This window comes from Acidaminococcus hominis, from assembly GCF_022484025.1.
Taxonomy (GTDB): Bacteria; Bacillota; Negativicutes; order Acidaminococcales; family Acidaminococcaceae; genus Acidaminococcus; species Acidaminococcus hominis.
Window position 1 is genome coordinate 2785620 of the sequence record NZ_JAKVMG010000001.1, and the last position, 23872, is coordinate 2809491.

Consider the following 23872-nt stretch of genomic DNA (forward strand, 5'->3'; position numbering starts at 1 on the left):
GAGGTGCATCCCCAGGATGGTGCAGGAGAAATATCGAAAGAGAATCAAATATGCCCTGGAATGCAGCTATGAACTGCAAGCCAATCTGGAGATCCTCAAGGAAGAAATCATCCAGGATACGGCTGCACTCCATACTATCCCGGGACCGAAAACAACCAGATATGGCCCTGACAGCGAAAATGGCGGGGGTTCCAAGGCCAGCCCGGAAGAATCCTTCTGCCTGCGCCAGGAAGAACTGGAAACCCGGCTGGAAGCCAAAAAGAAAAAGTTCTATGACCAAAAGCTGCTGATGGAACGGGTGGACAAAGGCCTCCAACGGATGCCGGGAGACTATGCCAGGATTCTTCGATGGAAGAGCGGATACAAGACCCGCCGGCTGACCTGGGTACAGATCGCCAACCGGCTGGGAGAAGAGGACACCAGCTACTGTCGGCGACAGTACAGCAGGGCCCTGGACATCCTAACGGGAATTGTTTACGGGGCAGAGGCTTCTCCTATCCAGGGAGTACTGGAGCTGGATACCAGCGAGGAACAGGGTGAAATTCTCTAGGCACACATTTCGACAGAAATCGACAGAAATGCCGCTTTTAACATGGTACAATAGTAGTGTGAAAGTTTGGGGGGCAGCAGACTTGAAATCTGCCGAGCTCCTGCACTTCCTACTCAATGCCTCCTGAGATCCACAACCTAGGAGGAAAGGGGCCTGGCATGGGCCCCTTCTTCATATGCTTATTGAAGACGTCCGTCAGGGCGTCTTTTTTATTTCCTTGACGGGAGAGATGGACATGATGGACAAAGTGAAAGCAGAGCAATGGCTGACAGCCAAATGCTCCGGAAAACGGATTGGCATCCTGCTGGATATGAGTGAAGCTATAGCCAGATATCCATTGGTTGATGATGAACTGAGGAAACAATACGAGAAACTGCAAACTCTCATCCTGGAAATCATTGAAGCTGAAGGTAAGAAGATAGGGAAGATTTGATGACTGCTTTGGCAACGGTGGAGACAACATCCAGGGCGGCGAATTGGCTATGAAGAGAGCCAGACTTATCTGCTCCACAAAAAAGGACTCAATGTCTTTGATAGGATTTTTGATGAGAGAGAAAAAGTGCGTAGTGAATCGTAGTAGTCTCTCGTGATATCATTAAGCTGTGGAATTGAGAGACAAAACGACCCTCGTCCCTGCTTCGCATGATGTTCACCTCCTTTCTAAGATTTAAGCAACGTACCGGAAACGGCCCTCGCATTTGCGGGGGTTTTTTTCGTGGAGGGATTTTTTAGAAAGGATTTTTTGGGAAAAGAAAATGGCAAGAGATTTTTCAAAACGGTTTTATGATTCAAAAGCGTGGAAGGATTTAGCCAGGCTGATTCGAGAAAAGAAACATTTTATCTGCGATAAATGCGGAAGACCTGGAGCACATCAGGTGCACCACATCATTGAGCTGACTCCGGACAACATCAACAACCCGAGCATCAGCCTCAACCCGAGGAACCTGATGCTGCTTTGCAACGACTGCCACAACAAGCTGCACCATCGCTTCGAGCAGGGAGCCAGCAGCAGAAGCTACAGCTACGACAGCGAGGGGCATGTGGTGGCTGTTCGGGAAAAGGAGCGGCGGCGCTGACCCACCCCCCCGGGGTAGCTTTTTCGGCGGGGGCAAAACGACCCGCGCCCCACTCTTGCGTGCGATACAGGCAGTTTCCGGAGGGGGTGTAATCAACGTGAAAGGAGGCGAAATGGATGGCGGACGAGAAAACAAGGCGAGGAGCCCAAACACGATATATCAATCAACTGAAAAAAATATTCAGCGGATCCCCGAGACAAGCGGAAGCGGTTCTCCTCATCAAAAGAGCAGCGTTTTTCCTGGCATCTCTGGATGAGCTGGAGCACATCATCCAGAAAGAAGGGTATGTCGACGTATATAAAAACGGACGGAATCAATCCGGTACGATGGCATCGGCATCCCTCAAAGCATACAAGCTATCCATGGATGGCCTCCTGGCCACGCTGAAGAAACTGGAAGACATCGCTCCGAGCCAGGAAGGGGCAGATGAGCTGAAAGCTTTCTTGAACAAATGACATCCGCAATTGAGGAATACAATGATGTGCTCCAATCAGGAAAAATCAAGGCCTGTAAAAAGCTGAAAGCAGTCTATCAACATTTGGCGAAAAACATCCAGCATCCTGGAAAATTCCATTTTGACCAAAAGGCAGCTGACAGAGCTGTGACATTCATCGAGACTTTCTGCTGCATTCCAAAGATGCGGGGAACCCCTCGATTTAAATTAGAACTTTGGCAAAAAGCCCTGGTGGAAGCGACGTTCGGCTTCGTCGATGACCAGAACCTCCGGCAATACCGAGAGGTTTTTCTTTTTATCGGTCGAAAGAACGCAAAATCAATCCTGGGCGCAGCTATGGCCCTTTATCTTTTACTAGTTGATGGCGAAGATGGACCGGAAATTTATACGGCAGCGACGGACAGATCCCAGGCGAAAGTGGTCTGGGAATACGCCATCTCGATGATCAACCATGACGCCAGCTTAAAAAAATACCTCCGGCCCAAGGTCAATCTGATTGAATGCAAGGAAAATGGCGGAAAATTCGTCCCGCTGTCAAAGAACTCCGGCTCCCTGGATGGGCTAAACGTCTCCGGAATGTTTCTGGATGAACTCCATGCCATCAAGGACCGGAATATGTACGACGTCCTGAAGGGCGGCACCTACGCACGGAGCCAGCCTTTGACTGTAATCATGTCAACCGGCGGTTACTACGAGCAGGACAGCCTGTTCGACACCAAATACAGCGAATACATGAGTATTATCGACGGCTACAGCACCGGCAGATATGTCGACGAGTCAACCCTTCCGATCATCTACGAGCTGGATTCCAAAGAAGAAGTCGTGGATCCGTCCAACTGGATAAAGGCCAACCCGAACCTGGGCGTCAGCAAGAATCCAGAGCAGCTGGAACGGGAATTTAACCGTGCAACCCTGGATGAAAAAACCATGCGTGACCTGCTGGTGAAGCAGTTCAACTTCAGGGAGAACGCCCGGGATACCTTCTTCAACCTGGAAGATGTGGAAAACAAAGAGACATTCAACCTGGACGATCTCTCAGGGATGTATTTCTTTGGCGGCGTCGACCTGTCCGAGACCACTGACCTCACATGTGCGACCGCTGCCTTCCCTGTGAATGATCCGGAGACGGATGAACCCAAGCTGATGGTTCATCAGATGTATTGGATCCCCGAAGATACCCTTCAGGAGCACATCGAAAAGGATAAAGTGCCCTACGACGTTTGGATCCGCAACGGATGGGTGAGAACCTGCCCAGGGAATGTTATTGACCAAAAAGAAGTCGTCAACTGGTTCCAGGAACTTCAGGCAGAGCACAATGTATACGCCTATAAAATAGGCTACGATGCCTACAACGCCCAGTACTTGACCAAAGACCTGGAAGAAAACTTCGGGAAGGATCTAACAGAAAAAGTCCAGCAGAACTTCAAGGGCTTGTCTTCGCAGATGTACCTCTCAAAAGCCTGGTTCAAGAAGCGGAAAATCGTGTACAACTACAACCCGGTGCTCCTGTGGTGCTTGCTCAATACAGAAGCGGTTACGGACACACAGGGAAACGTCAAACCGTATAAAAACAGAAATTTAAGGAAACGCATCGACGGCTACAGCAGCCTGCTGGATGCGTTTTGTGTGTATCTAGACCATAAAGATGAAATCTAGGAAGGAGGTGAGACTATGAAAGGAATCCTGAGAAGCGCTTTTGATGCTGTCTTCGGAGGTACTAAAGAGCCAAAGACCACCACGCAGTTCCAGATGATCAACGGATGGAGCAACGTCTTCGTTCCAATGGAAGACTACTCCAAAGACATCCTGATCAAGACCTGCATCGACCGTGTAGCCACTCATGTGGCGAAGCTGCACCCGAACCATGTGGTAATGAAGAAGGGAAAGAAGCAACCGGCGAAAAACAGCCAGCTTCAAACTCTGCTGGCCCTCAGCCCGAACCCGTATATGAATGCCTACAGCTTCTTGTATAACCTGGCCACGAAGGCTGTGGCAAACAAGAATGCATTTGCCTACATCAAGAGAGACCGACAGCGAAATGTTATCAGCCTGTGGCCAATGGAATACCAGAGCTGTGAAGCCCGAGAAGACGATCATGGAAATCTCTACATTATGTTCCGATATGGTGGTACTCATTCCACCAGGACGATTCCATACACGGATCTGATTCATCTCCGGAGTATGTTCCAGCAGGGCGAAATTTTCGCCGATACAGACGATAATCTGGCGACTCATATGGCCCTGCTGACTAAGCTGGGGCAGAGCTTTGAAAATGTGGTGGAAAATTCTGGGCGGATCCGGGGCATCGCTAAGATTGCCGGTCAGGCAGGGACGGAAGCCTGGAAAAGCAAGGCCAAAATGCTCAACGAAAACCTGAAGGACCCGGCCCAGGGCGGCATGGTTGTCACTGATGGCACTATGGAATTCACTCCTGTGGATAGCGAACCGAAGGCGGCCGATACGGCCCAGCTGGAATTCGTCAGGGACAACATCTATCGCTACTTTGGCGTGTCCAAACCCATCGCTGAGGGCATCTACGATGAAACATCCTGGAGCGCATTCTTCGAATCCGTCATCGAACCATTCTCCATCCAGATGAGCCAAGAATTCACCAGGAAGCTGTTCACTCCGGATGAGATTGCCGCTGGGAATGAAATCGTGTTCGACGCCAACCGGCTGACCTACGCCAGCACGGATACCAAAGTGGAACTGATCCGGCAGCTTCGTCCTCTGGGCATTCTGACAACAAACCAGAGCCTGGAAATCATGAACCTGCCGCCCATCGCTGACGGCGACGACCGTGTCCAGACGCTGAACGTGGCCAACACGGATATCGTGAGCCAGTATCAGATGAGCCAGTCCCAGAAGGGAGGTGAGAAGGATGAACAAGGACCAACTGATGATCCGGCAGATTGATGTCAAACCATCTGACGAAGACATGGTCATTGAAGGCTATGCTGCTGTCTACGACTCTCCTACAGTCCTATGGACCGATGAAGACGGCACCCAGTACAAAGAGGTCATTGAAAGAGGAGCGTTCTCCGCAGCAGATCTGTCCAACGTGGTGCTGAGGTACAACCACAGCCCGGAAGGCATGGTCCTGGCAAGGACCACAAACGGCACGCTGCAGGTGACTCCGGACCAGAACGGCTTGAAAATCCGGGCAAAACTGGCACCTACAACTGCCGGGAAGGACCTGTATGCTCTGATCAAGAGGGGCGATGTCAACAAAATGAGCTTCGGCGGCTACAGCCAGGAGGTGGACTATGATCTGGACAACCACGTGCGGCACATCAAGACCATGCGGAACCTTTTTGACGTCTCTGCCGTTGACTTTCCTGCCTATGAGGCGACCTCCCTAGCGGCCGTCCAGCGAAGCTTCGAAGAAGCTAGAAAAACTGAACAAAATCTGATTGAAGAGCGCATGCGGATCCAGATCGCAGCGCTTTTTTAATGCCTGAAAAAGAAAGAGGGAATGCTTAATGACTATCACTGAAATCATCCAGAAAAAAACTGAACTGCTGGAACGCTCCAAGACTGCAACCGTCGAACAGCTGAAGAACATCCAGAAGGAAATGGAAGGCCTGAACGCTGAGCTGAAGAAGGCCCAGGAAGATCAGCATGCAGAAATGCTGAGAAACAGCATCGCAAGTCAGATGGACAACGGTGCTTATGCCGGGAACATCCTGGCTGATGTAGGTGCTCCGAAAAAGGCACCTGTTGTGAATGCGAAAACCTTCGCCAGCACGCCTGAATATCGCCAGGCATTTATGGACTATGTACTAGAAGGAAAGATGGACCCCATGTTCCGGGCTGTTGCGACTACCGCAAACAACGGCGCTGTGATCCCCGTGCCCGTACTGAACGAAATCGTAGAAAAGATGATGAAATACGGGAACATCCTGCCTCTGGTTCGTCACCTGAACTATCCTGCCGGTATGACCGTTCCTACATCCACTCTGGAAGCAACTGCTAAGTGGGTAGACGAAGGCGCCACCATTGCTGCTGACGGGAAAAAGACCACTTCCGTGGCATTCGCTGGGTACCAGCTGGCTGCAGCTGTCGGCCTGACATTCCAGGCTCAAATCAAGAGCATGGCCATTTTCGAGCAGGCCCTGGTCCAGGACGTATCTAAGGCGATGACTCTGGCTCTAGAAGAAGCCATCATTTCCGGCGACGGCACTGGCAAGCCCACCGGCATCATCAAAGCTACTCCTGCTGCGAAATTGACCACCAAAGCTCCGGATTACAAATTCCTGATCAGCATTCTGAAGTCCATTCCTTCCGCATACAAGAGCGGCTCTGTGCTGGTGATGAATGAATCCACCTTCCTGGATTTTGCCGGGATCACCGATACCGCTGGCCAGCCCATCGCCCACGTCAACTACGGTATCGACGGCGCTCCTGCTGCACGGATCCTGGGCAAGCCGGTTGTCTTCACCGACTTCCTGCCGTCCCTGGACACCGCCGAAGCCGGGAACACTGTTGCCTTTGCCTTTGACATGAGCAAATACATCCTGAACGTAGCTTATGCCATGGACCTTGTGTCCTACGTCGACAACGCCACCAGAAACCGCATTTATCAGAGCATTGGCCTGTATGACGGCAAAGTTGTTGACGCCAACGGCCTGGTGCTGATCAACAAGGCGGGGGCCTAACCCTCTCCCGCCTCTTTTGAGGAGGGAAGAGAATGGAACTCAAAGATTTCAAAAACTATCTCCATGTCGACTCTGATCTGACGGACGATGACTCTCTCATCCAATCCCTGATGGCTTCTGCAAAAGAATACATTGTGAACAGCACGGGGAAGGAATGGACGGAACGCGCAGACACTCCTCTGATGCTGACCTGTGCTAAGCTCCTGGTGGCGCACTGGTACTCTGACCGGGCACTGGTGTCAAAATCCAACGTCCAGGAATACAACCACAGCATTACGAGCATGCTGCGTTTGATTGAGATGTCTGATGCATACCCTGAAAAGGCGGTGAGGACGGAATGATCTGCAATCCTGGGCTACTGAATAGAAAGGTGACCATCTATCGGCCAACGGTAACGGCAGGGACCGACCTTGACATTCAGACAGATAGAGTGCTGTATTCCAACGTTTCTGCCTGGATCGCTCCTGTCCGGGGCCTTCAGTACAAGGAGGATGGGACCGACCGGAACGACGCCACTGTCAAGATCGTGATCCGCTATCGCAAGGGAATCACGGACGGCTGTTGGGTTCGATATAAAGACCATCACTACCTGGTGACCTACATTTCTGACCCGGACATGCAGCATGAATCCCTGGAGCTGATGTGCGTGGAACGGCTTCGTGGTGATCCTCCGGAATCTGTCCAGGATGGATGGGAGCCGTGATGCTATGGCTGATTTTGCGATCAAGGGCATGGAAGAACTAAACACCGATATCCTGGAAGCCGCTCAGCATTACCCGAAAGAGGTTGAAAAGCACCTCAAAAAGACCGGTGATGTGCTAAAAAAGAAAGCCATCGAGAAAACCCCGGATTCTGGGACCGATCACAAGCGAAAGCTTAGTAAGTCCTGGAAATCGGAAATCGAGGGCATGACTGTTGACAGCCTGGAATATCAGCTACGGAACACATCGCCCCACTATCACCTGGTGGAACGGGGACACAAGCTGGTAACCCGGAAGGGAAAAACCATCGGCTTCGTCCAGGGGCGGCACTTTTTTGAAAAGGCATGTGACGCTTTCAATGCATCGGATGAAGTCGGCAAGGAGATGGACAGATTCATAGCAGAAATTAAAAGGAAGATTGCTCATGATTGACGACACAGATATCCTGAAGGCCGTCAGAGCTCAGCTGAAGGCGGCGTGGCCGGACGTGGACGTGAACCTGGACGATGTCCAGAGGTCCTTCCGGCTGCCGTGCTTCTTCCTTCGTTTCTTCGAGCTTGACAGCCCTCAAATGGTTTACAGCAGGAGCCTGAAAAGGTCCTGCACCTTACACATCGACTATTTTACCCAGAAGAACCGGAATTCTGCCGTGGATCTCTATAAGGTCCGCCGCCGTCTCCGGGAACTTTTTACCTTCGGACTCCAGGTGGGCGACAGGGTCTTCAATTTCGACGGAATTCAGACAGAAACGAATGGGAAAGACGCAGATATCCTCTCTGCGACTCTCAGTTTTTCCTTCTACGACGTCATCAAGGACACGGAAGAAGATCCCCCAACCATCGGAAATCTCGAACAAGATATTGAACTTTTAAAGGAGTGAGAAAATGGCTCAAAAAGCACCTAGCGTCATCGTGACGTTTAAGGAACGTGGGATCACGGCCATCCAGCGCAGTCAGCGTGGCATCCTGGCCATGATCCTGACCGAAACCCAACCGCTGGATCCGCTGACCATCTACTCTGTAGACGACATCCCAGAATCCGGGCTGTCCGCCGACAATATTGAGCAGATCCAGTTAGCACTGAAAGGCTACCAGACCAGCCCCAGAAAGATCCTGGTCTATGCCGTAAATGACACCACCTACACGGACATCCTCAAAACGTTGGAAAACGTCCGTTTCGACTGGCTGGTTATCCCGGGAATCACCGCTGAAAATGCGGAAACTGTCTCCAGCTGGATCAAATCCATGCGGACCGTCAAGGACAAAGCCGTGAAAGCTGTCCTGCCCAACGAAGCTGCTGACTTCGAAGGCGTGGTGAACTTTACCAACACATCCCTTCAGACCAAGACCAAGACCTATACGGCCGCCCAGTATTGCTCCCGTGTAGCCGGTATCATCTGCGGCACGCCCATGACCATCTCCTGCACCTACGCCCCTGCTCCCGAGCTGATCGCATGCGACAGCTACACCAGCGATGAACGGGATGACAAGGTGGGCAAGGGAGAACTGTTCTTCTTTAACGACGGAGAAAAAATCAAGATCTGCAAGGGCGTCAACTCCTATGTATCTACCGTCCAGGGGAAGTTGAACTCCTACCAGAAAATCAAGCTGGTGGATCTGATGGACATGATCCACGACGACATCAAACAGACTGGCCACGACTCCTACATTGGTAAATACGCCAACAGCTACGACAACCGGTGCCTGCTGGTGACCGCCATCAACGGCTATTTCCATGAGCTGGAAAAAGAAGGGCTCCTGGAAGTCGGCCAGAACCTGGCGGAAATCGATATCGAGGCCACGAAGAACTGGCTGGAAGCAAACGGGAAATACACGAGAGACGAACTGGAAAGCATGTCCGATCTGGCCATCAAGAAGGCAAACATCGGCGAGAATGTGTTCATTAAATCCACTATTTCCATGCTGGATGCCATTGAACACATCGAAGTGGCTAACGTGATTCAGTGAGGAGGTGACCATACATGCACGAAGTTGATACTCAGCGAGTCGTCTATGGCTCCTATGGCCAGGTATGGCTGGACGGCGACGAAATCGCAGAAATCGAGTCCTGCAAGGCTACCCTGACCGCTCAAAAGACGGCCATTAAGCGCAGCCGTCACCTGGTTGACGGATATAAGACCACTGGCTACGAAGCCAAAGGCAGCATCAAGCTGCACAAAGTCAGCTCCTACCTGATTAAAAAGCTGGCCCCGGCCATCAAGGAAGGGAAGCAGGTAAAATTTACGCTGATCAGCAAACTGGACGACCCGAACGCCCTGGGCGCTGAACGGATTGCTCTGTACGGCGTTATGTTTGACGCCGTAGACCTGATCAACTGGGAATTGGGGAAGGTTGGCGAGGAATCTCAGAACTTCACTTTTGAGGATTTCGACCTGCTTGACCTGATTGACGAAGAATAAGGAGAAAAGCATGAGCGTACTCGCACTGCTGCTTAATGCAGACGTAAAAAAATTTGAAGAAAAGCAGACTAAAAAGATGGAAATCCCCAGGCTCTCCGCAGCCCTGGGGGCTCCTTTTGAATTGGAGCTGCAACCAATCGACCCGGAACTTTATTCCGAGATCCAGGAAAGCGCTGTAAACCTGGACAAGAAAGGCGGCCTGAAGAGCATCGACACCTATGCGCTGTCCGTTCGGACCTGTGTCGAAGGCATCAAGGACCCGTCGATGAAAGACAAGGGCTTGATGAAGAAATTCGGAGCGGCATCTCCTAACGACCTGGTAAAAAAGCTGTTCCTGGCTGGTGAAATCAGCGACATTTCCCAGGAAATTAGCAAGGTCAACGGCTACACGAGCCAGGACGAAACGGATGAAACTGTAAAAAACTAATAGAGACGGACGGGGAAGTCGAAAGGATGTACTTCCTCTTCCGGTTCCACGATATGGACCCGGCCCGGGTTGAACGCATGCCAATCCGGGAGAAACAGGTCCTTCTGGCATTCGCCGCCTACGAAATAGCAGAGCGAAATGCAGAAATAGAATCTTTGAAGAAAGGAGGGGACGATCATGGCACGAGTCATTGACGCTATCATCCGGCTCCATGATCAGTTCAGCCCTGTGCTGAAGCAAGTCAGCAATAGCCTGACGGAGTCGGAAAAGATGACAAACCGATTCGGCAGGAATTTGAAGAGCATCGGCGGAACAATGTCTTCTGTCGGAGCGACGGTTTCAACGGCCATGGCGCCCATTATGGCTGCCGCCGCTGCCGGGTTGAAGCTCCACAGCGACTTCGAACGTGGCATGGCTAAAGTCAGCACGCTGGTGGATACAAACGTAGTCAGCCTTCAGCAACTGTCCAATGGGATTCGCCAGATCTCCGATGAAACCGGCATGAGCGTGACCGAACTGGCTGAAGCTGAATATCAGGCAATTTCCGCTTCCGTTGACACGGCCCACGTGACCGACTTCGTTCGGACAGCAGCCATTGCCGCAAAGGCTGGCTTCACCGACACGACGACGGCTATTGACGGACTGACGACAGTGCTCAACTCCTACGGCCTGAGTGCTGAAAACGCCGGGAAAATCACGGATCAGATGCTAATGACGCAGAACCTGGGCAAAACCACCTTCGGCGACCTGGCTCAGGGCATTGGTTCCGTGGCCACGGCAGCCAGCCTGGCCAAAGTCAGCACAGACGATTTGTTCGCCAGCATGGCCATCCTGACTAAAAACGGCGTACAGACGTCCGAGGCATTCACTGGCTTCCAGGGCATCCTGAGCGCCGTGTCCAAACAGAGTCAGCAAACGGTTAAAACAGCCGCAGCCCTGGGGATTGACTTCACGCCGGAACACCTGGGACAAGTCGGATGGATTAAATTCCTGGAAGAAGTCAAAGCGAAAGTCGGCGATGATCAGACGGCCATCCAGCACCTGTTCGGACGTGTCGAAGCGGCCAATGCTTTCAAAGTCCTAACCAAAGATTTGGGGCAGCTGAAAGATGCACAGGCGGCCATGGGTAACTCTATGGGCGCTACAGAGCTGGCATTCAACAAGATGCTGACCCCGGCGGAGAAAAACAAGATCGCAATGAACCAGATGAAGAACGCCCTCATGGATCTCCGTGGTGTTGTCGCTCCCGTCGTCATGGCTACAGCCCAGGCTGTAAAAGCCTTCGCCGGCTGGTGGAACGGGCTCAGCGACGGACAGAAGACCTTCGTTGTCCACGCCATCCAGGCCGTGGCTGCCTTCGGCGCAATTACCCTGACCACCGGCAAGGCCATCAGTGCACTGGGGCGGTTCAGCATCTTCATCAGCCGGCTGCCCCGGACATTTAAAAACATCCAGAGAGCTGCTTCCCTCATCGGGAAAGGCTTTCGGGTCATTCCCGGCGCCCTTCGTCTCGTAGGCGGAGGCTTCCTGCGCATGGCTGGAATCGTAAAAACGGCCATGAGTGGTATCGCTGCTGCCGTCGCCGCAAACCCGGTTTTCTTCGCCCTGACAGCCCTGGTGATGCTGCTTGTTGTTGTCTACAACCACTGGGATGAAATCGTCAGCTACGTCAAGGAGAATTTCCCGCAGGTCTATGCCGTCGTCACCAGCGTTGTGTCCAACGTTATGAGCAAACTGAGCGCCCTGATTGACTGGATCACGGGGACGCTGATCCCCATGTGGACCAATGGGTGGAACACCATGAAAGCCATCTTCGAAGGGGCTTTTGACGGGATCTCCACGATAGCCCACAGGGCGCTGGATTGGATCCTGGACAAAGTGGAGAGCATCAAGAGCGCCGTGTCCAGCATTCATCTGCCGAGCTTCAGCCTAGGAGGACACGCTACCGGAACTATGGGCCTTCCTGGTGGAACTACTTTTATTCACGAGCAAGGGCCCGAAATTATGGACCTGCCCACCGGCACTCGAATTATTCCTCATTCTGAGAGCCTGAAGCAGGAATATGCGAGAGGCCGAAAAGAAGGTAGCGGGAAAGGCGGCATGAGCATCACCATCCCGAAGCTGGCTGATCAGATTGTGGTCCGGGAAGATGCAGACGTCGACCGAATCATGGAAAAACTTGTATTTAAGTTGAAGCAGTTCAGCATCAACCGCATGGAGGGGGCGATCTAATGGCGAATGAATTTTGGAGCGGGCTTATAGCCGGACTCATTTCCGGGAACGTCAACTCTGTGATTCTGAGCGCCAATGGAGACTCCATGACGCTCCCGATCATGCCGGAAACGGTGGAAACGAGCGTCTCCCAGAACAACGGCACTGTGACCATCAATGCTGATGGCGACTACAACATGCCAGGCAAGACGGGACTCCATGAGATCAGCCTGGATGGGATTTTCCCGGCTCAGAACTACAGCTTCGTGGATGTTATCCCGGAAAGCCCGGAAGACTATGTTTATAAGCTGGAAAACTGGCGGTCAACTGCCCAGGTAGTACAGCTGACTGTGCCGGACAGCCCCATCGACCTGCCGTTCCTAATCGAATCTCTGAAATACGGATACAAAGATGGAACCCATGACATCTATTTCAGCATCTCCTTCCGTGAGTATCGCTACATCGCCGGGATTTCAAATGACAAAATCAACGGGCTGACCGGTCTCAAATCCCGTCCCGACACCATGGTGGGCACTGGTGGTATCATCGGCACGACCGCAACCAGCGGCACAGATATGGCCGGGAATATTGGACGGGCTATCGGCAGTGCTGTAAGATTCGGCACGACGTCTCCCATGGGCTGTATCGAAGCGGCCATGAGAGCCTGTAAAAAAGGCGGCGTGAAGCCGGGTGATCTGATCAAGGTGGCCGCATCGGGGGTGATGGTCAATGACCGAATCATTTAATCTCCTCGACGTAACCACCGGTGTGGACCTGACTCCCTGGATCATTTCCTATGAGTGGTCCGGGGACCTGGAACAGGCAGGCCGGAAGCTTAACTTTAAGATCGCCTACACGACAAAAGATAATGCTTGGATGAACCCAGCTATTAACCTGGGGGACGAGATTATGCTTTACTGTATCGACCCTACAGCAGGCGGGCAGTTTGACCTTTTCCACGGGAAAATCTTCATGCAGAGCCGGGAATCCAGCTCTTATGAAATGGAATTTGTTGCCTACGATAAACTGATTTATCTGGCGAAGTCCAAATACACGCTGAAATTTTCAAAAGCGCCTGTGAAGGACGTCCTTTCCACGGTGGCCAGCAAGGCTGGCCTGACCCTGGGCCGTGTGGCCGATGATTTGACCTATACCGTCGACTTTGTGGCCGATGGAATGACCGGGACTGAAATCATCAAGAAGGCCCTGGAACAGGGACGGAAAAAATCCGGAAAAAGCTATCACATCTATCTGGATGCCCAGGACAAGCTGAACGTCGTCAGAGCTGACACAATCATCCAGGGCTATGCCATCACCGATATGACCAACCTCACTACAGCCAGCCACAGCGCCAGCATCGAGGACATGGTGAACCGGGTAGAAATCACTGACAAGGACGGCCATGTGATCGGAGCTGTGACCAACTCCAATGACGTCAAAGCCTACGGCACTATCCAGGGCGTTTATAAGGTGGACAACAAACAGGACACCCAGGCCAGCGCCAAAGCAATGCTCAAGAGTGTGTCTGAGCATAGCGAAGTAGAAGCCCTGGGTAACATCCAGTGCATCGCCGGATATGCGGTTGAAATCCAGGAAGAGCAGCTCAAAGGCACCTTTCTGATCGTGTCTGACTCCCATACCATCGAGAGTAATCGGCACATGATGAAGCTGACGCTGCGTTATCTGGATCCGAAAGCAAGTCTAGAGATCACCACAGAAGGAAGCACTGGTGGTACGACTGTAAATGCGGATGGATTAGACACGGGGGCTGATGCCTGGCTGGGAACCACCATGGATAACGGAACGGAAGGATGTGTGGAAGCAGCAACGAAAGTCGGCAGCTATTACAGCCCGTTCCTGGCACAGGAGCAGCAAGCGGGGGTTGTCAACGTGGATACGCTGTGCGCCGATGCTGGTGATCAAGTAATCGATTTTGACGCATCACAGCTGGAAAAAGGCGACGTTATCGTTTATGGAGACAATGACCATGTGGTCATTTACGATGGCCAGGGCGGCTACATTGGAAACAGCAGCAGCCAGGATATGGTCATCCATGGATCGGATTATAACGAAATGGGCGACTTGACCCCGAGCAAAATCATCAAGACGTCGAGAATGTAGGGAGGCCACAATGAAGAAAAACCCATACAGTGAGCTCCTTGGAATCATGAACGGCGTGGGGAGAAATAACCAGAGCCCGGTTATCCAGATCGGGACCATCCTGGAGCCACCGCCCAACATCAAGGTGAGATACAAGAGCATCATTCTGGAAGCTGCCGAATGTTATATAAGTGAATATCTTCTGACCCAATATAAGAGATCGGCAGAAGGGAATATAAAAACAATCACAGAAAACGCAGCAGGAGGATCTGGTGACGCTCAATATGCAAGCCATGCCCACACAGTCAATCACTACTACTCGGAATCCTGGATTACAACGGATACACTGAAGCCTGGTGACAAGGTTGCCATCATGCCGTGTGAATCCGAAGATGGCACCAGCCAGACATACATTATCCTGGACAAAATCGTCCGTCCGAATCGAGGTGCATTTTAATGAACCCTTTCATCGCCGGGCCTATCACCCAGACCGCCAAAAGCTACACGGCGAACCTGCCGGAGCTCCAGGAACTGGCATGGGACTTTACCCATGATACCTTCGTTCACGACAATGATGGCCGCTTGAAAACGGTCACAGGGAACGAGGCTTTGAAGGTCTGGATCTACAAAGCCCTGAAGACGGAGCGCTATCGCTACATGGCCTATCTCCACGGCGACTACAACGCCGAAGGTAACTATGGTACAGAACTGGAACGTTTCATCGGCACAAGGTCCAACTCCGAAATCAGCGCCACGGAAATCAAGAGATACATCAAAGATGGGCTCCTGGTGAATCCATACATCAAGAGCGTGGACGCCATCGAGACAACCGTCAGGGATGGAGAAAACCTGACGCTGACTGTCAATCTGACAAGCGTCTACGGCAGTACGTCCATCACAGTAGGAGGTGAATAGGATTGTTTGAAACACAAAGCAAGGACGAAATCCAGAAACGCATGGCGGCGGACCTTTCCGCCATGAACCCAAACAGCACCATCGAAGGCAGCTTCGGCAGGGACGTCATTAATGCTACCAGCGTGGAATTTGAGAAAACTTATGCAGAGCTCTCCCTGGTGAACCAGGCAGGATTTGCCCAGACCAGCTGGGGAGACTATCTGGAAAACATCGCTGAAGAACATGGCGTCTTTAGACGGGCAGCTGTCCAGGCCATCGGAACTGTCACTGTGACCGGCACGGGTACTGTCTCCCAGGGTGCACTGTTCCAGACCCAGGACGGCACGGAATTTACGGCCACGGAGACCGTCAAGGTCACCACCATGGCAGACATCCCCGTGAAAGCTGTGGAGTATGGTGCCAAAGGCAACACGGCCGCCGGGGCCATTACGATCATCCCCATGAGCATCCCCGGCATCACCCGGGTAACCAATGCCAAAGCCACATACGATGGATTTGACGAAGAAACGGACGATGAGCTCCGGGAACGGCTGCTGTTTAAGGTGCGCCAACCGGCTACCTCTGGCAACATAAACGACTACATCGAGTGGGGAACCAGCGTGGAAGGCGTGGGGCACATCACGGTTGTCCCTCTTTGGAACGGCAATGGGACTGTGAAGCTGCTGGTGACTGACTCTAACGGCCAACCGGCCAGCCCGGACCTTTTGTCCAGGGTGACAGAAAAAGTGGAAAGTATGCACCCCATCGGGGCTGACGTGTCCGTTATCGCTCCGTCCGTCCTGGGCCTGACCATTGCGCTCACGCCTACGAAGGGCGGCGGGGACGCAGAGGCCATCAAGAAGGTGCTGAATGCTTATTTCCTGAGCCGCCAATACACGGAGAAGAAGGTCAGCTATGCCAAGGTGGGCCAGCTCATCATCGACAACGCCGCCACCACCAAGGTGGAAGACTACGATAATTTGACCATCAATGGAGCCACAGCCAATATCGGTGTAGATACTGACAAAATCCCGAGCGTCGTGGAGGTGGTGCTGAATGCCTAACTTTAAATTGCTCAGGGACAGTGATCCGGAGGTGAGCCGGTACCTCCCGCTGTTTCTCATCAACGACCCCACCTTCAAGGCCTGGCTGGATACCCAGAGCGAGGAGCATAAGCGCATCTGGCTGGACATCATCGACGCCTGGAAGCAGTTCTACGTGAATGAGGCCACATGGGGCCTGTCTGACTGGGAAACCTTTTTGGGAATTCCCACGGACGAAAAGCTGTCCTACACAGTGAGACGGGCGGCAATCATCGCAAAGATGAACGGCACGCAGACCGTAACCAAGGAATTCCTGGAACGGACCATCAACAGTTTCACATCCGATAAATCCAGCCGTGTTGTAGACCATCCAGACCAGTACAGCGTTGATATCTACCTGCCCAACGGCGGCGTGCTGTCTTTTGAGGAGATGGACAAGGCCATCCGGACGTTTATGCCAGCGCATATCGGCTGGCGATACATCTATCAGACCTACGTCAACGGCAGCCAGTACATCGGGGCTGTGCTCCGTCCGGCCCGGACGATCATGGAGATGGGCAGGCTGAAAGGTGACAAGCTGACCGGTCAGAGCGTGCTCCGGCTGGACCAATCCATCGACTACGTCAACGGGGATGGGCAAATCCAGACAACCCCGGATGGAGTCAAGACAAACCCCGTTCTGGATTCCACGCCTACGACCATCAGCCCCTGTTCATCCGCTCCCATCGGAGCCACAGACGGGATTTTCTACGTCAGCGAAGATGGGAACATTAAAACGATTAGCTAGAAAAAGGAGTGAGACAATGGCTGAATTCCATAATATTACCGTCACCAATGACGGAATGAAGCTAATAGCCCTGGCCAGCGCCATGCAGAAGCCCCTGGTGTTCGACCGCATGGATATCGGGGATAGCAGACCCACGGATGCCAGCAAGATGGCGTCCCTGACCGCTGTGGTCAGCAAGCGCATCGAGGCGTCCATCTCCGATATCGGAGTGGTCACCAATGCAGACGTCAGCGAAGCCCGCTATCGCATTCTGGGCAAATACAGCAACAGCACTGTGACAACGGGCTTTAAATTGTCGGAAGTCGGCGTGATTGCCCACGTCGAATCAAACTATTACCAGGACAGCGGCTGGAATGGTTATGCCGGAGAGAATTTGCTCTTCGGCTATTTTTATGCGGACGCCGGGAAAGAAGACTGGCTGCCGTCCAAAGATACGCCCACGGACGACCTGCAGATGGGTGCCTATTTTACCGTATCCAATGCCACCAACATTGCGGTCTATATCAACGAGGAAGACAACGTCAGTAGGTCCGACTTTAACGCCCATCTGACAGATAAAAACGCCCACTCCGATGTGGTCGGCTGCACAATCACGTCCGACGGCGTCCGAGGGTTTGTTCCTCAGCCTAAAAAAGGCATGCAGGATAACTATTATCTGGGCGCAGACGGCTCCTGGAAGCAGGTCAAGCAGCGGTCCGTCAAGGATATCATCGACATCATCTATCCGGTGGGCAGCGTATATACGACTACCGGCAACCAGAACCCGAACCAGATGTGGGCAGGCACTACGTGGGAGCGCTACGCTGCAGGCCGGGTGCTGATGGGCGCCGGAAACTACGTAGAAAATGGCACGACCTACACCTACACCAACGGGTCCACCGGCGGCGAAGTAAAACACCAACTCACTGCTGATGAGATGCCGTCGCATAGCCACAGCTTTGCCTTTGGTACTAAAAATATTTCGTTCAGCTTCTCCATCCGCTCCCAATCTAAAGATGCCGCCAACGTAATCGCTGGGAGCAACACTGTTGTAACTAGAAAAGAACACAACTCTGGCAACGCAGTAGAGCCTTCTTCTGCTGGTTCCTGGTATCGTGATGAGCTGAGCTTTAGCCAGGGAATTACGCCAACCGGAACGATGGGCAGCACCGGCGGAAACGGCCTGCATGAAAACCGTATGCCTTATCAAGTGGTGTCTTTCTGGCGCAGGAACGCCTAGGCCGTGCGTCTCCAAAAGCTTACCACGACGTACGGTTGCCTGTTTTCATGAAATCCGTTGCCGCCTGTAGAAGCGATTGTGATTGTATGAGAGTGGTTCCCTGCAGCGGCTGTGTCCACGGTTTCCCAGTGCCCAGCACTAGAACCTGTTGCCGCATTATCCGGATTCGCCGTAGTCGTTCGGCTATAGCCATGATAGTGATTGCCGTTGGTGCTACAGCTGGCAAGGTGATTATGACTGGGCATCTCATCAGCAGAGAAAGGACTGATCCAATGAGTGTTTTTCAGATTTTAAAAAACAATGTTTTGATCATCGACGGTTCCAGGACCTATACGGATACCGTCGACAATTTTTTGCTCGACGCCGGGGCAGTATCCGTCCCGGAATCAGTAGTCTACGACGACGACCAGGAGTGCTGTGTTGTAGACGGCGATTTCCGAGCTTATCCCAACGGCACCTACAGCGGCTACTGTGACCGCATCCAGGACCTGCTGGATACCCAGACTAAACGTACCTACGTGCCACCGACTGAACCGACGGAAGAAGAGCGACAAGAGGAGCAGAAAGCCAGCCTTAAAGCCGACTACGACAGCGCTGTCAAAGAGCTGACTGACTCCGTGGCTGTGGCCCTCTTGACCGGGGACACTGCGGCCCAGGAGAGCATCCGGGCGGACTTTTCTGACCTGCAAAAAGCATACAAGGAGGCGGTTGAAAATGTTCAAAATTCCGAAACGCTGTGAGTATTGCGCCCATAAGCTGGTGGATGGAAAGTGCGTCAACCCGGCCTGCATCGCTTACAAGCCAGAAAAGGCCGCTGAAGATAAGAAGGAAGGTGAGTCAAAATGACAACGAGAGCAATCGTACCGAACGGCGATGGGGAAGGCTCCCTGGGCACCTCTACGGCTAAATGGGGCGCCATTTACTCGTCTGACCCGGCCAGCGGGGAGAACAGCGGCCAGGTGCCAACTACGGCATGGGTACAGGCGATTGTTGCTGATGCCATAAAGACTGCGAAAGATGAAATCTACAAACAAGCCAAACTGGACGCCCACCCCGTTGGGTCCTACTACTGGAGCAACGACAGCACCAGCCCGGCCACGCTGTTTGGCGGCACGTGGGAAGCCCTGCCGCCCGGTTACACACTAATTGCACAGGGTTCCGGGAGCGACTCTTTCGGGAGTTTTACCTATACAGCAGGTCAAAAATATGGTGAGAGAAAGCATCAGCTCACCACCGAGGAACAGGCCTCCCATGGGCATTCAGGATCAACCAGCACAAATGGTGATCATTCCCATACTGTTACAACCTTTAATGGCTTCGGGAAAATAAACGGGAACAGTTATGATGGCTATTGTATTGGCAGTACCGATAGAACTACTAGTACAGCCGGAAATCATCAGCATAGCCTTAATATAGATAATACTGGCGGCGACCAACCCCACAACAACATCCCTCCCGTGATTGCCTCCTACGGCTGGCGCAGGACCGCCTAGGCCGTGCGTTTCCAGCAGTAGGCACAGATAGAAGGCTGAACGTTGTTGTGAGGAACATTATTACCGATAGAGCTAAAAGGGGCAATTAGTGTTTTGGGTGTGTTACCCCACAGCAACCCTTTAGTAAAACCGTCCGTAGTGTCTGTATGCTTTGTATTATTGGCCACAAGTGCAGTCCCACCACCATCAAACGCTGGCGTAAATTGGGGCAACTCATCGGTGGTCAAGCCGTTCTTTTCCAAGCATAAGCGGCTGTACAGGGAGGCAGGTTTTCATGGGCCACTGATGCTGTGGTCAAATTCCGATTTGCGATTACGCTTTCCAGGTTGGGGTCAGCTTCCCAGATCGGGTGAAACTTCGAATCGTCATTGTATCTGATGCGATTCAACGGGACTGGTAGTTCATCGGTGGATACCTGAGAAAGCAATTTTATGTCAATTTCATCTCACTTTATCCCCTTGACAAGTGACAGTTAAAACCGTATTAAGCACACAGCCACAGCTAATCCCAAAGCGGTTTCCTACCTATATTATTAGCCCGGGTTACTCACGCATTAAACACGGTCTATGGCCTTTCTCAGGTCCGCCAGAGTCTTATGCGTGTAGACTCCTTTGGTGATTCCAGGCCTGGCATGCCCCAATATCATCCGGATGGTGGTTTCGTTGACCTCTGCCCGGTCAAGCAAGGTAGCCAGCGTATGGCGGCATTCATGCGGCGTGTGTTTCATCTTTACGGCGTTCATGGCTCTATCCCAGAGACGGCGGAAGCTGTCATAAGTCGCACAAGGACAAATCTGGCCGCTTGCTTTCCGCTCGATGAGGTACGGTAAGATTTTGTGATGGATGGGGATTTTGCGGATGCCTGCCGCCGTTTTGCTGTGTTTGATGTCGATGTATCGCTGACGCGGCTTGATGTCGGCAGGAGTCAGCGCGAGATACTCACCGACGCGCATCCCTGTATAGATGAGGATGAGGACATCCACAACGCCGTCGACGTCGGTTGAGCGCCAGAGCTTGCCAATTTGTCGGGCAGTAAAAGGCTTTTTCTTAAACACTGGCACATGCTTAGGCAATTCGACGTAGGGACTCAAATCTGCGTCGACGATGCCATTTTTGATGGCGTACTTGTACAGCTGTGAGAGCAGGACGCGGCATTTCTTACGGGTGCAATACCCAGCAGGGACAGCGTCAATGGCTGACTGTAAATCCGAATAGGAGATGGAGCCGAAAGGCATGGCATGGAGCGGACTCAGATGCCTGTAGCTGATGGAGTAGGCCTGACGGCTGGACAGGGATACATCCGGAAAATGCCTTTGACTCCATGCGGCATAGACGGCGGAAAACGTGACTTGATGGGTGGGTGTGCAGTGATTAATCTCAACGAGAAATTCAAACGCAGCTTGATACGACTCAAAATATCCCAGGGCACGCTGCCGTCCATCGATGGTCTTTTTGACGACGTACGGTCGCCTCCGATGCCCTGACAGCTTATAAACGGAACCATAACCATTTGGTAATCTCATGAAAACATCTCCTTATATCTCATATAGGGAGCATTATACCGAAAAGGAGGCGGCTTATGGATGTATCACTAGGTGACATTGTAGCTGTACTGACTCTCCTGGGCGGAGCCCTCGTGTGGGTAATCCACGTGATCATTAGCCCACTCAAGGTCCTGCTGGACCGGGTGGTACAAAGCCTGGACAAGTTGGATGAAACACTCAGCAAGGAGCGTGCCAGGCGGGAACAGATTGAAATCCGGCTGGAAGCAATTGAAGCCAGGGGGAAAAGTAACACTCACAGGATTGACGACCTGGAGGAACAACAGAAAAAATGCTTGAACAAATCTCTCGTAAATTGAAGAGCCTGAAACAGCTGCGCTTTACGATTCAATCCGTATGGCTTTTTCGTTTTATCGTTTTCATTGGGCTGGCGCCTTTTACGCTGTCCCTTTTTCTGTGGGTATTCGCCCTAGTAACAGGTCTCCACGAGGAATGGCTTTTTAAGATGATCGACGCCGCTTTACGTATTGGGAATCAGGTCCTGGGGCCAGCCGTTGTCTCCGGGCTGCTTAACATCGTGCCCCGGGTGACCGACTCCAACGGCGATGGGATCCCGGATCTGGACGAAAAGGAGGAAAAATCTGATGAAAAAAGTAACGCTGGAAGACATCCAGACGATGGCTGAGGCTGCACGTGCTCAGCTCTGGAAGGATGCCCGGAACATGGACCGTGACGTCAAGGTATATCTGCACTGGACGGCGGGGCGGTATGACCAGAAGTTTAACGACTACCATATCAATATCGATGAAGATGGAAGCCTTTGGGCAAGTACGGACGACCTCGGCGAAACCCTGGCCCATACTTGGCAACGAAACACCGCTGCTATCGGCGTTGCCTTGTGCTGTGCCTACGGGGCTACTACGGACGACTTGGGGGGCTACCCGCCCACGGTGGCCCAGATTGAAACTATGGCCCAGGTGGTGGCCGTCCTGGCCAAGACCCTGTGGCTGACCATTGACCGGGACCGGGTGCTGACCCATGCGGAGGCAGCGGACAACGTCGACGGTCTGCTGCCCGTGGGTGACGAGTACGGGCCCCAGACCACCTGCGAGCGGTGGGATCTCCAGTACCTGGGCACCGATGAGAGCCCAGAGTGGACTACCGACTACAATGATCCCCATACCGGCGGCAACGTGTTGAGGGGGAAGGCAAATTGGTACAGGAACGAATGGAGAAAATAAGGGGGAGACTCAATGGAATCAAGACGCAGATTGACCGTATCCCTCATTGGGCTCTTATTGCTCTGCTTGCTGCTGTGTGCTTCGGCACAGGTTACGCTTGCGGCCTCCGCAACGCCGGCCGAACCGACGTATACGATCACGGAAACGGAGCTGACACAGTTACAGACCAACTTAACCGAGCTGAAGACAATCAACGAAGCATTACGGACGGCCTGCAGCGGGCAGCAGATCAAAGCGGCAGAATTACAAGTGAAATTGACGAAAGCAGAGGAATTGTCCAGGACATTACAGAGTCAGCTGACAGAGCTGCAGGCCAAATCGACCAGGCAGGAAGCCTTATTGACTCAAGCCAACGAATCCTTGAAAGAGTACGCCAGAGAGGAAAAGCGGACCAGGCTGCGCATTAAGGCGCAACGCAATACGTGGGAAGCGGTAGCCGCAGGGCTCTTACTTGCCTGGGCAGCGAAATGAAGAAAAACCCGTAGAGTCAGGAAACGCCTGGCTTTACGGGTACTTTTTTGTTTAAAGCATAGAAAAAATTGGGAAAGTAGTACTTAACTATCATCCTACTGTCCTATTACTAGTGAAGGAGGATGATAAGCATGAAGAAAATCCAAAGTCAACTCGTCGACAACCTGCACAACACAGCAAAGGTCATGGAAGCCTTTGCCAACGACTATGCGAAGGCCAAAACCAAAGAAGAACAGGAGGAAATCCTGCGATTCGAGGCTCTATACCTTACTGACCGTGCAAAACATCTGGAAGAAGTAGCCCAATACCTCGATGCCGTTGCCGACTTCCAGTAATTTCTATCCCCGTGCCTTGCGGTGCGGGGATCTTCCTGACCCCAAAACGGCAAAAATACGGCAAAAATTCGCCGTGAAATACCGTGTCTTACGGAAAATGGCAAACTCGTGATTAATTTAAACAACTAGGTTTTATGCGGTTCCAGAGAATCATAGGAAATAACGAGGCTGTACGGGCATACTAGGAGAAAATAACACAACCGTCACCCTATCCACCACCGGGGACATTATCCTTTCCGCTGCCAATTCTATCACTAATAATGAAGCCGTTACCGCTGGCGGGTCCGTGTCC

General features: G+C 52.4%; 34 protein-coding genes. 31 read left to right on the forward strand and 3 right to left on the reverse strand.

The genetic code is table 11. From position 1 onward, the window contains the following. Window positions 1-16 precede the first annotated feature (16 nt). From LKE88_RS12690 to LKE88_RS12760, 15 genes are all read left to right on the forward strand, one after another. Window positions 17-550 (forward strand): hypothetical protein, encoded by a 534-nt coding sequence (locus tag LKE88_RS12690; protein WP_248604836.1) that lies wholly within the window; start codon window positions 17-19, stop codon window positions 548-550. A gap of 175 nt (window positions 551-725) precedes the next feature. Beyond that, on the forward strand, window positions 726-983 hold the full coding sequence (locus LKE88_RS12695) for a hypothetical protein (protein WP_026385480.1): 258 nt from the start codon (window positions 726-728) through the stop codon (window positions 981-983). Between the two features lie 322 nt (window positions 984-1305). Further along, on the forward strand, window positions 1306-1626 hold the full coding sequence (locus tag LKE88_RS12700; RefSeq protein WP_276803812.1) for an HNH endonuclease: 321 nt from the start codon (window positions 1306-1308) through the stop codon (window positions 1624-1626). Between the two features lie 116 nt (window positions 1627-1742). Next, on the forward strand, window positions 1743-2081 hold the full coding sequence (locus LKE88_RS12705) for a hypothetical protein (RefSeq protein WP_276803815.1): 339 nt from the start codon (window positions 1743-1745) through the stop codon (window positions 2079-2081). Window positions 2082-2263: 182 nt separating this feature from the next. Next, window positions 2264-3736 (forward strand): terminase large subunit, encoded by a 1473-nt coding sequence (locus LKE88_RS12710; RefSeq protein WP_276803924.1) that lies wholly within the window; start codon window positions 2264-2266, stop codon window positions 3734-3736. A 15-nt stretch (window positions 3737-3751) separates the two neighbouring features. Next, window positions 3752-4996: a phage portal protein gene (locus LKE88_RS12715; protein WP_276803817.1), complete on the forward strand. Its 1245-nt coding sequence runs from the start codon at window positions 3752-3754 to the stop codon at window positions 4994-4996. Next, complete coding sequence (locus LKE88_RS12720) at window positions 4962-5534, forward strand: HK97 family phage prohead protease (RefSeq protein ID WP_276803819.1); 573 nt, start codon at window positions 4962-4964, stop codon at window positions 5532-5534. The genes LKE88_RS12715 and LKE88_RS12720 overlap by 35 nt, the downstream gene beginning before the upstream one ends. A 28-nt stretch (window positions 5535-5562) precedes the next feature. Then, a complete protein-coding gene (locus LKE88_RS12725) occupies window positions 5563-6738 on the forward strand; it encodes a phage major capsid protein (protein WP_226828567.1) in 1176 nt (391 codons plus the stop codon). 32 nt (window positions 6739-6770) lie between these two features. Further along, complete coding sequence (locus tag LKE88_RS12730) at window positions 6771-7079, forward strand: head-tail connector protein (RefSeq protein ID WP_276803823.1); 309 nt, start codon at window positions 6771-6773, stop codon at window positions 7077-7079. After that, window positions 7076-7441 (forward strand): phage head closure protein, encoded by a 366-nt coding sequence (locus tag LKE88_RS12735; RefSeq protein ID WP_226828565.1) that lies wholly within the window; start codon window positions 7076-7078, stop codon window positions 7439-7441. The genes LKE88_RS12730 and LKE88_RS12735 overlap by 4 nt, the downstream gene beginning before the upstream one ends. 4 nt (window positions 7442-7445) lie before the next feature. Beyond that, window positions 7446-7871, forward strand: coding sequence for an HK97 gp10 family phage protein (locus tag LKE88_RS12740; RefSeq protein ID WP_226828564.1), 426 nt, complete (start codon window positions 7446-7448; stop codon window positions 7869-7871). Further along, on the forward strand, window positions 7864-8319 hold the full coding sequence (locus LKE88_RS12745; RefSeq protein WP_276803829.1) for a phage tail terminator family protein: 456 nt from the start codon (window positions 7864-7866) through the stop codon (window positions 8317-8319). Before LKE88_RS12740 ends, LKE88_RS12745 begins: the two co-directional genes overlap by 8 nt. Before the next feature lie 4 nt (window positions 8320-8323). Then, window positions 8324-9406 (forward strand): phage tail sheath subtilisin-like domain-containing protein, encoded by a 1083-nt coding sequence (locus LKE88_RS12750; protein ID WP_276803830.1) that lies wholly within the window; start codon window positions 8324-8326, stop codon window positions 9404-9406. A 14-nt stretch (window positions 9407-9420) separates the two neighbouring features. Next, complete coding sequence (locus LKE88_RS12755) at window positions 9421-9858, forward strand: phage tail tube protein (protein WP_276803832.1); 438 nt, start codon at window positions 9421-9423, stop codon at window positions 9856-9858. Between the two features lie 10 nt (window positions 9859-9868). Then, window positions 9869-10285, forward strand: a complete 417-nt coding sequence (locus LKE88_RS12760) for a phage tail assembly chaperone (protein WP_276803833.1) — start codon at window positions 9869-9871, stop codon at window positions 10283-10285. On the opposite strand, the gene LKE88_RS12765 is transcribed toward LKE88_RS12760, so the two are convergent. Then, window positions 10282-10476 carry a hypothetical protein gene (locus tag LKE88_RS12765; RefSeq protein ID WP_276803835.1) on the reverse strand — a complete coding sequence of 65 codons (195 nt, stop codon included), beginning with the start codon at window positions 10474-10476 and terminating at the stop codon, window positions 10282-10284. The genes LKE88_RS12760 and LKE88_RS12765 overlap by 4 nt on opposite strands. A 169-nt stretch (window positions 10477-10645) precedes the next feature. Here LKE88_RS12765 and LKE88_RS12770 point away from each other — a divergent pair, with 169 nt between their 5' ends. From LKE88_RS12770 to LKE88_RS12820, 11 genes are all read left to right on the forward strand, one after another. After that, window positions 10646-12517, forward strand: a complete 1872-nt coding sequence (locus tag LKE88_RS12770; protein WP_276803926.1) for a phage tail tape measure protein — start codon at window positions 10646-10648, stop codon at window positions 12515-12517. Beyond that, window positions 12517-13242, forward strand: coding sequence for a hypothetical protein (locus LKE88_RS12775; RefSeq protein ID WP_276803836.1), 726 nt, complete (start codon window positions 12517-12519; stop codon window positions 13240-13242). Before LKE88_RS12770 ends, LKE88_RS12775 begins: the two co-directional genes overlap by 1 nt. After that, window positions 13226-14617 carry an XkdQ/YqbQ family protein gene (locus LKE88_RS12780; protein ID WP_276803837.1) on the forward strand — a complete coding sequence of 464 codons (1392 nt, stop codon included), beginning with the start codon at window positions 13226-13228 and terminating at the stop codon, window positions 14615-14617. Before LKE88_RS12775 ends, LKE88_RS12780 begins: the two co-directional genes overlap by 17 nt. A 10-nt stretch (window positions 14618-14627) precedes the next feature. Then, the gene (locus LKE88_RS12785; protein WP_026385468.1) at window positions 14628-15053 is read left to right on the forward strand and encodes a DUF2577 domain-containing protein; all 426 of its coding nucleotides are present in this window, start codon (window positions 14628-14630) and stop codon (window positions 15051-15053) included. After that, entirely contained in the window at window positions 15053-15511 is a 459-nt protein-coding gene (locus LKE88_RS12790; protein ID WP_026385467.1) for a DUF2634 domain-containing protein, read from the forward strand. Before LKE88_RS12785 ends, LKE88_RS12790 begins: the two co-directional genes overlap by 1 nt. 2 nt (window positions 15512-15513) lie before the next feature. Beyond that, window positions 15514-16554 carry a baseplate J/gp47 family protein gene (locus LKE88_RS12795; RefSeq protein ID WP_276803840.1) on the forward strand — a complete coding sequence of 347 codons (1041 nt, stop codon included), beginning with the start codon at window positions 15514-15516 and terminating at the stop codon, window positions 16552-16554. Next, window positions 16547-17320 (forward strand): putative phage tail protein, encoded by a 774-nt coding sequence (locus tag LKE88_RS12800; RefSeq protein WP_276803842.1) that lies wholly within the window; start codon window positions 16547-16549, stop codon window positions 17318-17320. The genes LKE88_RS12795 and LKE88_RS12800 overlap by 8 nt, the downstream gene beginning before the upstream one ends. 16 nt (window positions 17321-17336) lie before the next feature. Further along, complete coding sequence (locus tag LKE88_RS12805; protein WP_276803844.1) at window positions 17337-18539, forward strand: phage baseplate protein; 1203 nt, start codon at window positions 17337-17339, stop codon at window positions 18537-18539. Between the two features lie 272 nt (window positions 18540-18811). Beyond that, complete coding sequence (locus tag LKE88_RS12810; protein WP_276802402.1) at window positions 18812-19279, forward strand: hypothetical protein; 468 nt, start codon at window positions 18812-18814, stop codon at window positions 19277-19279. Beyond that, window positions 19254-19385, forward strand: a complete 132-nt coding sequence (locus tag LKE88_RS12815) for a hypothetical protein (protein ID WP_276802404.1) — start codon at window positions 19254-19256, stop codon at window positions 19383-19385. The genes LKE88_RS12810 and LKE88_RS12815 overlap by 26 nt, the downstream gene beginning before the upstream one ends. Beyond that, on the forward strand, window positions 19382-20032 hold the full coding sequence (locus tag LKE88_RS12820; RefSeq protein WP_276803845.1) for a phage baseplate protein: 651 nt from the start codon (window positions 19382-19384) through the stop codon (window positions 20030-20032). Before LKE88_RS12815 ends, LKE88_RS12820 begins: the two co-directional genes overlap by 4 nt. Here LKE88_RS12820 and LKE88_RS12825 read toward each other — a convergent pair. Beyond that, window positions 20029-20274, reverse strand: coding sequence for a hypothetical protein (locus LKE88_RS12825; RefSeq protein WP_276803847.1), 246 nt, complete (start codon window positions 20272-20274; stop codon window positions 20029-20031). The two genes, LKE88_RS12820 and LKE88_RS12825, sit on opposite strands and share 4 nt — an antisense overlap. Window positions 20275-20585: 311 nt before the next feature. Beyond that, complete coding sequence (locus LKE88_RS12830) at window positions 20586-21554, reverse strand: tyrosine-type recombinase/integrase (protein ID WP_276802410.1); 969 nt, start codon at window positions 21552-21554, stop codon at window positions 20586-20588. Between the two features lie 56 nt (window positions 21555-21610). Here LKE88_RS12830 and LKE88_RS12835 point away from each other — a divergent pair, with 56 nt between their 5' ends. The 5 genes from LKE88_RS12835 (at window position 21611) to LKE88_RS12855 (ending at window position 23580) form a co-directional block, all read left to right on the forward strand. Next, entirely contained in the window at window positions 21611-21892 is a 282-nt protein-coding gene (locus LKE88_RS12835) for a hypothetical protein (RefSeq protein ID WP_026385459.1), read from the forward strand. After that, window positions 21865-22218, forward strand: a complete 354-nt coding sequence (locus tag LKE88_RS12840; protein WP_276802412.1) for a hypothetical protein — start codon at window positions 21865-21867, stop codon at window positions 22216-22218. Before LKE88_RS12835 ends, LKE88_RS12840 begins: the two co-directional genes overlap by 28 nt. After that, window positions 22178-22774, forward strand: coding sequence for a peptidoglycan recognition protein family protein (locus LKE88_RS12845; RefSeq protein WP_276803848.1), 597 nt, complete (start codon window positions 22178-22180; stop codon window positions 22772-22774). Before LKE88_RS12840 ends, LKE88_RS12845 begins: the two co-directional genes overlap by 41 nt. Window positions 22775-22786: 12 nt before the next feature. Continuing rightward, window positions 22787-23245 (forward strand): peptidase M24, encoded by a 459-nt coding sequence (locus LKE88_RS12850; RefSeq protein ID WP_276803850.1) that lies wholly within the window; start codon window positions 22787-22789, stop codon window positions 23243-23245. A gap of 131 nt (window positions 23246-23376) precedes the next feature. Beyond that, window positions 23377-23580 (forward strand): hypothetical protein, encoded by a 204-nt coding sequence (locus tag LKE88_RS12855; protein ID WP_276803851.1) that lies wholly within the window; start codon window positions 23377-23379, stop codon window positions 23578-23580. The last annotated feature ends 292 nt before the right edge of the window (window positions 23581-23872 follow it).